This window comes from Enterococcus sp. DIV0210g, from assembly GCF_050559705.1.
Classification (GTDB): Bacteria; Bacillota; Bacilli; order Lactobacillales; family Enterococcaceae; genus Enterococcus_B; species Enterococcus_B faecalis_A.
Genome location: NZ_CP187903.1, coordinates 385,772 through 398,228, shown reverse-complemented (window position 1 = coordinate 398,228; position 12,457 = coordinate 385,772). Strand labels below are relative to the sequence as shown.

Here is a 12,457-nt window from a genome sequence, read left to right as displayed (position 1 = left end):
TTTTAATATGGATTCTTTTAATCGAAATCACTCATTATGGTTCGTTGGTCAGTATCCAATGAACTGTACTCGAATATTCTATGTTGTCTTTGGCTTCCGTTGCTGAAAGTCGCAACGCCACCCCAGACATTTTATTTTGACTCTCTTCACCAAATTGAACAGACCATTTGCGTTCTTCTTGTTTAGAATTTGTCAGTTGCGCCAACGGAACGGCAACCCCTGGCTCTAACTGCCAATTATTCCCATTTAAAATCTGCGAACCCGAACTGCCAGAAAATTGAAGATCAGAAAGAGAAAGCTGGCTCGTGATTTCATGATTACCTGCTTTGAAGGGACGCTCAAGCATTGCTGAAAGACGCCAACTGCTTTCCGTCTCATTTTCTAAGACTTTTGGCAAAGTAATCGTCATTTTATCTTGTGTTTTTTCTGCGTAAGCAAGTGTTGTCATTTTATTTAATTGACCAAAAGAAAAGTCAATCGTGCTTATCTTAGGCATTTCTCTTGTGTAATACAATGTGATTACTTGACCATTTGCATTGAACGAACCTGTCAAACTCCCATTTACCCGCGAATAGACATAGCCTTCGAAAATATGTTGCGGCTCTTTAAGATCAATCGAATAAGAATCATCGATATATCCTTCTAAAACAGCTGTGTCCCCTAATATTTTATTGCTGCCTTCTTCTAAATGCATCACAGTTATATTTCCGCCGCGACTATTGTAATAAAAATTAACAGTTTGCTTTTCTTCCGTAAATGTCCCTGTGATTTCTTGTTCCTCTGTATTCATTCCGTTGACTGTTGCATAACGATATTTATAATTGTCATTTTTTTCTGGACTAGCTCGAAAACCTCCACCTATTATACCAGTGAGTTCTTTACTGCCAAATGTATTACCTGTAGCACTATCAATATGATTGACTTGAACTGACGCAGGTATAACTGTGACAGTTGCTGTCTCCGTCCGCAGAAGATCTCCATTTGCTTCATGAGAAGTATAGACAATCGGATACGTTCCTGCAACATTGGTATTTACTGTTCCGCTTGTCTGAATCCGCGTGGTTGAATAAGGAATATTGATACCCGTTTTTGTTGAAGCTGATACGAAATTATCTTGCGGCGACCAATTGCTGCCAGCAGTTATTTGCGAATCTTTAACGACCAATTCTGATTTATCTTCACTAACAGTTACAACAGCTCGCTGTGTTTGAAGGATATTTCCACTTGCATCATACGAATTATAATGAATAGTGTATGTTCCTGGTGTGTTCGTATCAACAGTGCCGCTAGTGCGGATCCGTGTTGTTGAATAAGGGATATTTGCTCCATTTTTTTCGGTAGCTGATACAAAATTGTCTTGCGGATTCCACGTGTCTCCTTTGTAAATCTGTGAACTTATAACATTCAAGGTCGATTTATCTTCTTTGACAGTCACAGGAAAATCAACCCGATATCCATAATAATCAAATTGTGCTGTGTATCTCCCTGGTTTTGTCCAATCGACATTCTCTTGGATTAATTTTACATCTGTATGAAAAAGGCGTTCGCCAAAAAAACCCGTTCCGCTTATAAAATTTTTTGAAGCATCTAAAGATTCATTTTGATAATGTTCCGTTCCTTGTGCAGAGATGATTGGATTACGCGTTTTCACTTGAAAAAAACGACTTAAATCCAAATCAACACTTGCTGCTGTACCAACGAGACGTAAATTACTGCCGGGCGAAGAAACCCCCACAGCTAATGGATATCGATATTCCCATAGAAATAGATAACTTTCTATATTTTCAAACGTAAAAATAGTAGAAGTTTGATTGTTATAATCAAAATTTTTCAAGCGGCGAAACTGTGCAGTAATTCCAGTATTTGATAGTACAAGGGACGCTTCAATGTCATTCGTTCGATTTGTTCCTATAACTTTTTGACTATGATTTTCGATATGCGGATTATACAAAGCAGCGATATCTGCTGTCACTATAGTATATGATCCGCCCGTGTCCCAACTATGAGGAAACGAACGACTGTTATTCTTAATTTGTCCGAAAGTACTTGTTAAACTGCCAACCTGGGGAAATATATTTGCTTGTCCATTTGAAGTGACATGTTGATTTTCAAACATCTCTTTCCAAAGGTATTGTGGGTTGCCAAGCCGATACTGCGGCCATTCTCCAATTTTATTTAAAAAAAAGTCGGTAAAATGAGCAGTAACTGTAGCATTCGCAAAAGGAGTGATCTCTTCCATCTGTTTTTCTTCTCTACTCAAATCTTCAACGATTGTCTCGGTTTTTTCGACATCTGTTTCTGTTGTTTCAGAACTTTCTTCCGTTTCGTTTTTGTCAGTATCAACAACTTCAGCAGATAACGTTTCAGCAATTACGCTTGCGCAAGGATAAAAAACATGAAAACAGAGAATTACAATGAGAAGACCAATTAAAACTTTTTTCATTCCGGTTCTCCTTTCTTTCTATTTATAACAAATATCAGACAAAGAATCCCTAAAAAAAGATAGCTGTTTTGTTTCATTTCTCCTGTTTTAGGCAAGTGAGCTGTTTTTCCATCAGCTTGATTCGTATCATTTGTTATAGAAAGTTCTGCTTCTCTTTCCTGGTCTTCCCCCTCAAACGTAATCCCAACAGACGTATTTCCAGCGTTTCCAGCAGGATATTCTGCTGCAGCTGTATCATTTCCAAATAAAAAGGATACTAACACTAGGAGATACCACCACTTATGATGTTTTTTTCTCATAAATCTGCCCCTTTCGATGTCTGTACAGAAACAAGAATATCAACCAAAAAAGCAATAGGGCACCGATCATGCTTCCAAGCAATAGCCACAAAGCATGATCTTCCGTAGTTTCTTGGATCGTTGTTTCGTTCAATTGTCTCGCGGCTTCCTTTTCAATCACGAAATCCGTTTCTAAAGAAAATTTTTGCCCATTTGCGGTCCCTGAAACTTTGCAATGATAATTTCCTGCTTTAAAGTGGCGGGTATCGAGATTGATCCCATAATTAAAATTTGAATTTGGTGCCATACGTAATTGTTTTGACGTTGCTGCATATACTGGGTCTTTTTCACCTTTTCGATACACTTCTGCTTTTACATTCAGCTCTTTGATCAAAACGGCTGCTTCATTTTGTAAATTGATTCGAATGTAATTTTGTAAAGATTCCTGATCTATGTAAACATGATTCAGTTTCATTGATGGCGCAGGAAACTCATCTGCTTCTCTTAGCCGTACCGCAATTGCATAAGCATAATTGCTTTTTAAGCCAGAAAAACTTCCTTCTTCATCTGGGGTACGAAAATAAAAACCACCGATCAGCTCTCCTTCAAACGGATCTTCTGGCACATTGATCGTCAAAGAGACTTCTTTGGCACTGTTTGCAGGTATTGTTATCTTACTGTCAGATAACACAGAGAAACGAGAGATATCTGTTTTTAAACTCGTGTCTTTATTTTCTTCCGTATAGATTGTTGCACCTGCATCATTCGTCATACTTGTATTGAAAGATGCCTCGACAGTGATTTCTTCTTCATTTGGATTGTTCACCCGTACTTTCAGTATTTTTTCTTCTCCTGGCGAAACAAGCAAGTCAAAATAGTTAGACTGCGATTCCCCCGTTTCCGGATCTAGCGGTGTGACCGAAAATTCTTCTGCTGCCTGAGCAGGAAAACTAAAGAACAAAATACTTAGAAATATAATTGGTATCCATAAAAACTTTTTCATGATAAATAAGTCCTCATTCTTTCTAAAATAAACAGGCTGTGAGAAAGCCGATAACTTTTATCACAGCCTGACTATTTTAAGGCTGAGCAGTCAATGTCCAAGAAAGCGAACTGCTGTAAGTTCCAGTATTTTTGACACTTGTACTTGGTACAACTAATTTCACGCCATTGGTATGCGTTTTTTCTTCATTTAATTGCCCCAATGCCAATGACCAGCTGCCAATCCCTTGCACAGTATTCGCAGAAGCAATCACTTGTTCTTGCCCTGGAATCAAAACAATTTCTCCTGATGCAGCTTCTGGTGCTTTATCTGCTGTATGATCGCCACCAATTGCATAGTTCAAGTTTTCTAAACTCAAACGAGCAGCTAATTCATGTCCGTCATTTGTTAATGGTGCATCCAATTTTGCTGATAACGTCCATCCAGTTCGATCTGTCCCTCGGCTGTCATTCGTTGCAACAAAAGGTACAATCGAACGCTCACCGTTATTTACAGTATCCGCTTCTGCGTAAAAAGTCGTCGTATTTTTAGAACCTTCGCCAAAATTGAAATCAGAGACATAACTCAAATGCAACCCATCAACTGGCGGATTTGGATTTGGATCTTCTGGATCGATTCCTGGCTCTTCTGGATTCTCTGGATCTACGATTGGCGGGATTGGATTTTCTGGGTCAACAGCGTCATTATTGAACGCAACTGCGGCATCTGTTGTTGCTGAAATGCCATCTGGATAAGATGTCGCAAAAACTTTCCCCCCTGTTAGTGATAACAGCATCACCGTAGCGGCACTAATAAAGATTTGTTTCTTCATTTGTTATTCTTCCTTTCAAAAATAAAATATAGTAGTTATTTCGCACATCATTATTCTACAAGGATTTTTTGGGGCGTCCTGTGTAAATCATTATTTTTTAGCAACCGCTAAACATAATTGTGGTATTTAATTTTTAATAGATAAATAAAAAAACAAAAAACAAAAAGAATCTTTTTTCTGTTTTCCTATAATTTAATAAACCCTATTTTTTTCTCATTCAGTTTTCCATACTGCAATAAAACCCATTCTTTTTTGTTTTATATAATAAAAAAAAGCACTGACACTCAAATAATTGAGGTCAATGCTTCTTATTTTTCAATAATTAATCAGCTACTCGTTCAAAGTTGAAAACAAGATCATACGTTTGACTTACGCCTTCTGTTGGAATTTGAGTGAAGTCGAAACTGTCTCCTAATTTACCAGTCATGCTGAATGTTTTTTCTTCTTGTGTTTCTGTCGGTTGTCCACCAACGATATTTCCTGCTAGTGACATCAATTCTGTACGTGCGCTGATGAAAGTATCATCTGCGTGACGCAAGTTGACTGTTGTACTTTCTGAAGATAGATCCAATACTGTTCCGCCAAATAAAGCATTTTCTGTCCCGCGAGAAGCAAAGTTGTCAACCGATACCTTTACACCTTCTGCTGAACGGTTTTTGATCGTATATGTAGGTGAGATAACATTACCATTACTTGCTTCACTTGCCGCAAAGGAAACAGAACTTGGGATATCGACTTTGATCCATTGATCGTCTGGGATCTCTGGGTTCTCTTCTTCTCCCTCGTCTGGATTCTCTGGATCAAATTCCTTGATTTGACCAGTTACCGGTACGGTTGCACTTTCTTGACCTTGGATTGTTTCTGCATTAACAAGGACGGATGAAAGCATTGTAACTCCTAATACACTTAAAATTGCAAGACTAATTTTTTTCATTGTTTTCCCTCTTTCTTTTCATAAGAATAATTGTAATTATTAAAACACCCAAAAGTATTGGTGTGATTCCCGCATAAGTATTTAATTTAGGTAATAAATCTCCCGCAGTATTTTCTGAAGGAAGGATTTTCCCCATTACTTCGATACCGACATTGATCGAGTCTGATTCTTCGTGGATCGTCAGCTGATTCAATAAAATGAGATAGTTCATGATAGCTTCCATTTTCAGCTCTCCACATAGATATTGACGTTTACTGAATTCTCCGAAAGCATTCGCTGCCCCGATTCATCGTAGATTTTCACACGTGCCACTGCTTGATGGTTTCCAGCAGACAATTCATTTGTTAATTTTCCGTATTCGATATATTGTTCTGGTTTTAAATAACCAGAATCATACAACAGTTTTTTCTCTTCTTTTGTATAGACAGCAACTTGCATCAAATGCTTATTGCTTTTTGGATTAACAATTCCGATCAAACCAGGTGTCTTTGAATCTTTGAAATTCCATTCTGTATTCAATTCCAAAGCAAACGAATTTCCATCAGCTTCTTTTTGCAATTCTTCTTCCAATTCTTTTTTTGTTTTATTTTTTTTATATACACCGTCTTGAACATCGCTGCCAATTACGATTGTTTGCGTGTCGCTTGGTTTTACATGCTGGAGATAAAAATAACCGCAACCTAAGGCAAACAAACCAGTTAAAATCAATGCTATCAATCGTTTTTTCTTGTCATTCTGCTTTTTTTTCAATAGAATCCCCACTTTCTTTGAATGTAAATTGGAAAGAATAAGCAAATTGTTTTTCTTCTGAAGTTTCCGCAAAATAATCCCCAGTCAATGCAAATTGAAGAGTATTTCCTTCGTCTAGTCGTCCGACATTATTCCTTTGTCCAGCTAAATTAATTTCTTTATCTGACGTTTTTAATTTGAGCGCGATTCCTTCTGTCCCTTGAACAACTTCTTCCACTAATGGCAATGGATTTTCACTCGTATCTGCAACTTCTTCTAATGCTATTTCAATTGGAAATCCCGACAGATTTTTTATTTGATACTCTTTTGATTTGATGTTTTCTGCGGAAGCATTGTTGCTGAATTCCAAGTTTAAAGGGATTTCGATTTTCAATGGCTGATAACTTAGTTCTACTGTGATCTCCGCACTGTAATTTGTATCTTCATAATCGTTATATTGAAAAACAGCTTGTTCGTTCTTCAACGTGCCATCTCCATTAAGTTCCATATCCCAGATAATTTCGTTATTTTCAATTCGAAAATCAACATCTCCAGTTTTCGGAAAATAATTTTGATTATTTTTATCTTTCACCATATTCTCGATTTTAGCTTCTTTTCCTGCTGTGATTCTTTGAGAAGCTGAAAATGTTTGACCAGCAAAATTCCAGCCGCGATCATTCATAAAATCGGAAGTGCTTCCCGCAAGATAATACCCTAAATCTTCTACCGCGGACAATGCACTCAGATCCGTTAATTGGTTTCCGCTTAGGTCAACATATTCCAAAGAACCATTTTCTGCGATTTGCGCAAATCGAGACAGCAAATCATTCGTTACTGTTTCTGGATTTTCACTTAAATCGATTCTTTTCAATTTAGTTAATCGTGCTGCGGAAATAAAATCAAAGTCGGTATTGTTCATTTTTTTCATTCGGAGAATCTCTAAATTCTCGGGTAGTTCCGAAGTTGAAGTTTGTTTGATTTCCGTTTCGCTGACATCCAAATAATTCAGATTTGTCAAATAACGCGTTGCTCCTAAATATAGCTGATCTTTATTTTTTGATAAGTCAAGATGCGTCAGCTTTGTCAAATACTGGGTGACTAGCAATGTAAAACTATTCCCGATTTCTTGATTCTTCAAAACCAGTTTTTGCAAATTAACTGCATATTGCAAACCTCGGACATCTTTGATTCTTTCGCCATTTTCTCCAGCATCATATTCTAGTGTCTCCAAACTTTGCATCGCATAATCCGTTATTTCCTGATCTTCACTGAGAGCCAATGTTTTTTTGATTTGTTGTTCCAATACCGGATCAGTAATATTGATTACCCCAGCATAGATATAATCGACATCTAACACTTCACCTTCTGCAGGCGTTCGTATTCTTTCAGGCGGATCGTCAATCAAGCCATACTCGCTGATTTCAGGAACTTGCGGCAATGTAAAATTCGTGTCAGCGGCTCGAATATGCAAGGCAGATGGTTTTAACACATCATTATTGATTCCCTTATAGTTGAGCTGCACATAACTCAAGCCATTATCAATTGCTTTATCTACGTAATGAATCGTTTCTTCTGATGCTTTTCGCTGGATGGTTCCGCTAAATATTTCGCGAACAGGTTTTGACTCTTCAAATAGTACATTTCTTGTATTGATTGACTCGCCGACATACCCATGCATTTCTTGTACGATCCCGTAGTCTGTTGTTTTTTGTTCTAGCGTTTCACGGTCGATTTCTGTCAAGATCCCTCTTAAGGATAATTTTTGGGCAAAAGGAGAAGTAGGCTTACTTAATTCAGATGTATATTCTACTTTAAAATTCAAGCTTCCTGGATTAGTGCCATGCGGATTAGGTAATCCATAAATATCTTGGCTTAAATTTATCTGAAAAACATTATCGATATCACTACCAATTCGAGCCTTAATGCCATCCCCGATATATGTAATATCTCCTCCATTTGTTTCTAATCGGCTGCCATCATAAGAGTAGAACGGCATGTCAAAATCCCATGTTTCACCATCAGGATTGACTATTATTCGTTCAAATTTATTCAATGGATCAAATTTTTGATCATTGGTATTTGTTTGTCTTGCATTGATTCTAGTACCTATGTTGATACCTGTTGCAAATGATCGATCTGCTGATGCTGATGGAATTCCCTTAGCAATATTTTCAGCCATCTTTTTTAGCGGACGAAAATCAGATACTTTTGAATTTGGCAGTTCCAGCCGGCGTAAATTCTCCAGATTACTTAAAGGGGTTAAATCATCTATGTCATAGTCATTATTATTTACTGTACCAAATGATAAATAAAATAAATTTTCTGCATATTGAAGCCCTTCCAGTGAGTCTATTTTTCCGTAGAGATTCCAATCAATGACAATGTAACAAGTTTTTTAGCTGTTTTCTTTGCTGCTGTACTCTTTTTCATTTGTTAACTCCTTTTCCAATAATTTTTTTAAATTTTTTTGAACAGCGATAAACATCGCGTGTTCTTGGTCAATCTTTTTTACTTTTGCTGTTGAAGAATTCGGATTAGCGAAGAAGAGCTTTGGCAGCAATTCCACTTGATTACCCGTTTTTTCATATTTCATAAACGGGCTATGCAAATTATCTACATGCAAAACGCCAAAACCTTCTTTTTCAAAATAAGTATGTCTTGTTATGCTGTACATTTTCTCCCCCTTTTATGTATTTATTATTTACTTGCATACAGCTTTTTGTTGCCTCTAACAAACCTAACTATAAACATGCTGCTGACAAATAAATGTTTCCTTAAAGCAGTTCTTTTTAACGGCATTCAGCCACAGAAGAATATTCCCCCATTTTTGATATTCTTCTAGCTTTTTGCTATTAAAAATTTTTAAGTACTGCTTTTATCGACCCAATCCTCCTTTTATTTGAAATAGTGCTAGGTACATAACACACCACAAACTTAACGCTTTCTACTTTTTATCGGAATGAATACGATCTTTTTTTCATTAAAGTTTAAGCGCTGTCGTTATTTTTATTTTTAAAAAATTAAAAAACTGACGTTACTAAAACAACATCTAAAATAGAAACCGTTTCATATCAATGTTGTTACTGCAATATATAAGGCATTCCTCCTTAAAAATAACATCGTTATCAAAAAACCTTCATCTATTGTCTTCGCACACATTATTTATTCTGTTAAAAATTTTTTTCCAAAGAAAAAAACTAAAAATTATAACAATATTCTCATTGGTACAATTCTAATAAGCTAAGATTTATAGAAAGGAGTTCCATATATGAAAGTATTCTTATCCACGAAACATCAGGTCCAGTTGGAAATCATGGAGATTTTTTTAGAACAGCAGCAGTCTTCACTAGAAGAACTTGAAGAAACTACAGGAGCCTCGAAGCAAACGATTTTACGATATATAGAAGAATTAGAGCAGATGACTGATTTTTTCCAAATCCAAAAAAAGAAGAGTGAACTCTACTTATTGAAAAATAATCGCATCAATTACAGTGCAATCTATCATTATTTTTATCAGCATTCCCTTCAATTCAAATTATTGGAACTTGTTTTGCTTCAACCATTTTTATCTACGACAGATATTTTAGATCAGTTAGATATCAGCAAATCACAATTTAGAAGAATCAAAAAACAATTGTCAGAATGTTTGGAATATTACGGCGTCACTTTGACGGATTCGCCGTTTCATTTCACAGGTGAATTCAGTAAACTGTGCAATTTTTTTGTCACTTTTATTACCGAAAAATATTTTTCTTTGAAAGAATTTATTAACGAGGAAGAGGCGCCTTTGATTGAGCAAATCGTTCAAGGATTTTCTAATCTTCCCCATCTTTCTGGTTTTCAAGACTATCAAAGACTTAAAGTTTGGATTTGGGTGGTTATAAAAATGAGTTCCCATTTCCCACGTCTCGTCACAACGACTGAATTTCTTGATTTCGATAATTACCAAATCGTTATCAATAATCAAAAATTCGAACATGTTTTCAAGATTCCTTATACTGGGTTCGTTCATTCAACATTGTCAAAATTGCATTATATGTTGAAGAAACCTATACTCTCCCCCGAAATGAATTTGAAAAAAGATGCACTGAATCATTTGTATAAACGACTGTATGAATTGTTCGGCAACCAAACATTCAAAGAAGTTCCTATGGTTTTCGATACATCGTTATCTCTATATCAAGGAAGAAGCCATATACTCAATCACGCGAAAAAGCGGTTTGTTTTTGAGTTTTTCAAACAAAATGGCAGCTTTTCTTCTCTCATCTCGCAGCAGCTCAAGAAAGAACTAACTGTTTTTAGAGGTGTTCTGAGAGACGATGATCTATTTTTTGATTTATTGTATTTGATGCTGACCCATGATCCTGTGTTAACGAACCTGATCATCAAGAACCAGCAGAAAAAAACAGTTGGGATCTTGTATACTTTTGATGAAGAACATAGCAACATGCTCGCAAAACGTTTCGAACATATTTTTGAGGATTATTTGACTTTTGAAGTTATTGATTTCCATACTTCAGAATCGGTAGAAGAAAAATTAGATAACTATGATTTTTGTCTGACCAATTTTCCAACGCTTAATAAAAAGAACTGTATTGTTTCTGATATCTTTCCCACAGATAAAGATATCCAATATTTGAATCATCTATTTCAACAATCGATTTTGAAAGAACTGTTGGAGGACCTAAAGAAACCTTTACCTGTCCATCAACAAAAACCACCTTCATTTGCTTGAACGAAGGTGGTTTTTCTATTTGATATTCTATTCATTCGTCAACTGATATAACACAGCTTTCATTTGCATCCATTCAGTCATCGTAGGGATATAAGACAGTCGCATGATTCGACAGGAAGGATTTTTGATAAATGGAAGTTCATAGTTGCATACAACTAAATCTGTTTGTTTTTCTTTGATTACTTTTTCTGTCACCATCCCATGCAGATGATATTCTGTTTGAACATGTTCAGGAATCATCATTTTGCTGGAATGCACAAGATATTCATCGTAGCCGGATTCTCCTTGGAAAGAAAAGAGAACATGCGGCTTTTTTTGTTTTTCCCTATCAAAAATAGAAAAAGACAACATCGTTAGACTAACTGCTACATCTTCTGGATACGTGACGGGAAAGACGGGTGCTGATTTTTTCAGGTACTCATACCATAAGATGAAAAGTTCTCTTTGGGTACTTTTGATAAAGTTTTTTAACGGATAAGAAACCTTTTCAAATAATGGCGATAGCTGACTCAAAGAAGAAAGATTGATCAAAAAAGCTCTGATTTTTTCCAATTCTTTGGTATCTATTTTTTTTCCTCCAAAAAACATCTCTAAAAATGCTTGTTTCTCCTCAATGATTTCTATTGGTTCTTCTCTAGTATAAACATAGTCTTCTGTTTCATTGTCCTTCTGATCAATTGGATCAGAATAAGAAATACAATGCAAGCAAACTTGGTACATCCAGACTGCTTCTTCTATTGCGTTTTTTCGTTGGGAAAAATTCGGTGCAAATAATTTATAAAAAACTTGGTAAAAACGTTGGAAACTTTTCTTTGCTACAATCTTCTGCTGGACGCTTTCCTCTATCGAAATAAACTGTTTTGAAAACATTCGTTCTTTGATGACCATGATCCAAATCGTGGCACGAAAATAACTGTAATGCAATTTTGGCAGTTTTGCTTTTTTAGCGGAACGAAGAAGATGGATATATGTACGGCTTTCTGTATCATTTATGTTATACATCACACAATAATCTCTAAAATCCGAATAAAATGAAAAAAGAAAAAAACGGATATCAGTTTCTCTTCCTGTGAACTGCAGATCCACGGGAGAGATTGCGATTTGATACTCTTTTAATACCTGATTCATGTGATGGATCGTTTTTCTTAAAGTTGATTCTGAGATAAATAACTGTTCCATTGCTTGAAGAAAAGAAAAGTTTCGTTGTCGAAAAATGTTATCGATGAGTTGAAAAGAAAGTGACTGTTTCGCTAGATCCATAATACAAAAATCAATCGAACTCCATTCTGGATAAGTAAACGTAACACCTTCTCTTTCTTGATATTTGATAACAAAGTTTTCTGGCATTTTTAGATTCAGCGATTTGATATCGCTGCGCAAAGTCGGTGCAGAACAAGATAATTCGCGGGATAATTCTGTGATTGAGACGGATGAATGTACTTTTTTCAAGTAATTCAGCAATCTCATTTGCCGTTTATATTGTTTATCTGTCTGCATAACGAAAAAAAGATTTTCCATCTTTCT

General features: G+C 36.0%; 11 protein-coding genes. 1 reads left to right on the top strand and 10 read right to left on the bottom strand.

Going from position 1 to position 12,457, the window contains the following annotated elements; translation table 11 throughout:
• Positions 1-34: 34 nt before the first annotated feature.
• The 9 genes from IGI64_RS01955 to IGI64_RS01915 form a co-directional block, all read right to left on the bottom strand.
• Positions 35-2,443: a bacterial Ig-like domain-containing protein gene (locus IGI64_RS01955; protein ID WP_429939318.1), complete on the bottom strand. Its 2,409-nt coding sequence runs from the start codon at positions 2,441-2,443 to the stop codon at positions 35-37.
• Positions 2,440-2,706: an LPXTG cell wall anchor domain-containing protein gene (locus tag IGI64_RS01950; protein ID WP_429952183.1), complete on the bottom strand. Its 267-nt coding sequence runs from the start codon at positions 2,704-2,706 to the stop codon at positions 2,440-2,442. Before IGI64_RS01950 ends, IGI64_RS01955 begins: the two co-directional genes overlap by 4 nt.
• A 16-nt stretch (positions 2,707-2,722) precedes the next feature.
• Complete coding sequence (locus IGI64_RS01945) at positions 2,723-3,724, bottom strand: DUF916 and DUF3324 domain-containing protein (protein WP_429939316.1); 1,002 nt, start codon at positions 3,722-3,724, stop codon at positions 2,723-2,725.
• Positions 3,725-3,800: 76 nt separating this feature from the next.
• Positions 3,801-4,535 (bottom strand): WxL domain-containing protein, encoded by a 735-nt coding sequence (locus tag IGI64_RS01940; protein WP_429939315.1) that lies wholly within the window; start codon positions 4,533-4,535, stop codon positions 3,801-3,803.
• A gap of 322 nt (positions 4,536-4,857) precedes the next feature.
• Positions 4,858-5,469, bottom strand: a complete 612-nt coding sequence (locus tag IGI64_RS01935; RefSeq protein ID WP_429939314.1) for a hypothetical protein — start codon at positions 5,467-5,469, stop codon at positions 4,858-4,860.
• A complete protein-coding gene (locus tag IGI64_RS01930) occupies positions 5,456-5,692 on the bottom strand; it encodes a hypothetical protein (RefSeq protein WP_429939313.1) in 237 nt (78 codons plus the stop codon). Before IGI64_RS01930 ends, IGI64_RS01935 begins: the two co-directional genes overlap by 14 nt.
• A gap of 2 nt (positions 5,693-5,694) precedes the next feature.
• Positions 5,695-6,219, bottom strand: a complete 525-nt coding sequence (locus IGI64_RS01925; RefSeq protein WP_429939312.1) for a hypothetical protein — start codon at positions 6,217-6,219, stop codon at positions 5,695-5,697.
• Complete coding sequence (locus tag IGI64_RS01920; RefSeq protein ID WP_429939311.1) at positions 6,200-8,377, bottom strand: leucine-rich repeat domain-containing protein; 2,178 nt, start codon at positions 8,375-8,377, stop codon at positions 6,200-6,202. Before IGI64_RS01920 ends, IGI64_RS01925 begins: the two co-directional genes overlap by 20 nt.
• 216 nt (positions 8,378-8,593) lie before the next feature.
• Positions 8,594-8,872, bottom strand: coding sequence for a hypothetical protein (locus IGI64_RS01915; RefSeq protein WP_429939310.1), 279 nt, complete (start codon positions 8,870-8,872; stop codon positions 8,594-8,596).
• 594 nt (positions 8,873-9,466) lie between these two features.
• On the opposite strand from IGI64_RS01915, the gene IGI64_RS01910 reads away from it, so the two are divergent.
• Complete coding sequence (locus IGI64_RS01910; RefSeq protein ID WP_429939309.1) at positions 9,467-10,933, top strand: helix-turn-helix domain-containing protein; 1,467 nt, start codon at positions 9,467-9,469, stop codon at positions 10,931-10,933.
• A gap of 27 nt (positions 10,934-10,960) precedes the next feature.
• Here IGI64_RS01910 and IGI64_RS01905 read toward each other — a convergent pair whose 3' ends face one another.
• The gene (locus IGI64_RS01905; RefSeq protein ID WP_429939308.1) at positions 10,961-12,451 is read right to left on the bottom strand and encodes a helix-turn-helix domain-containing protein; all 1,491 of its coding nucleotides are present in this window, start codon (positions 12,449-12,451) and stop codon (positions 10,961-10,963) included.
• Between the last annotated feature and the right edge of the window lie 6 nt (positions 12,452-12,457).

Excerpts from the sequence above, each read along its gene's own strand:
- IGI64_RS01955 (WP_429939318.1), bottom strand. The coding sequence starts at position 2,443 with ATGAAAAAAGTTTTAATTGGTCTTCTCATTGTAATTCTCTGTTTTCAT.
- IGI64_RS01945 (WP_429939316.1), bottom strand. The coding sequence starts at position 3,724 with ATGAAAAAGTTTTTATGGATACCAATTATATTTCTAAGTATTTTGTTC.
- IGI64_RS01940 (WP_429939315.1), bottom strand. The coding sequence starts at position 4,535 with ATGAAGAAACAAATCTTTATTAGTGCCGCTACGGTGATGCTGTTATCA.
- IGI64_RS01935 (WP_429939314.1), bottom strand. The coding sequence starts at position 5,469 with ATGAAAAAAATTAGTCTTGCAATTTTAAGTGTATTAGGAGTTACAATG.
- IGI64_RS01930 (WP_429939313.1), bottom strand. The coding sequence starts at position 5,692 with ATGGAAGCTATCATGAACTATCTCATTTTATTGAATCAGCTGACGATC.
- IGI64_RS01920 (WP_429939311.1), bottom strand. The coding sequence starts at position 8,377 with ATGGCTGAAAATATTGCTAAGGGAATTCCATCAGCATCAGCAGATCGA.
- IGI64_RS01915 (WP_429939310.1), bottom strand. The coding sequence starts at position 8,872 with ATGTACAGCATAACAAGACATACTTATTTTGAAAAAGAAGGTTTTGGC.
- IGI64_RS01910 (WP_429939309.1), top strand. The coding sequence starts at position 9,467 with ATGAAAGTATTCTTATCCACGAAACATCAGGTCCAGTTGGAAATCATG.
- IGI64_RS01905 (WP_429939308.1), bottom strand. The coding sequence starts at position 12,451 with ATGGAAAATCTTTTTTTCGTTATGCAGACAGATAAACAATATAAACGG.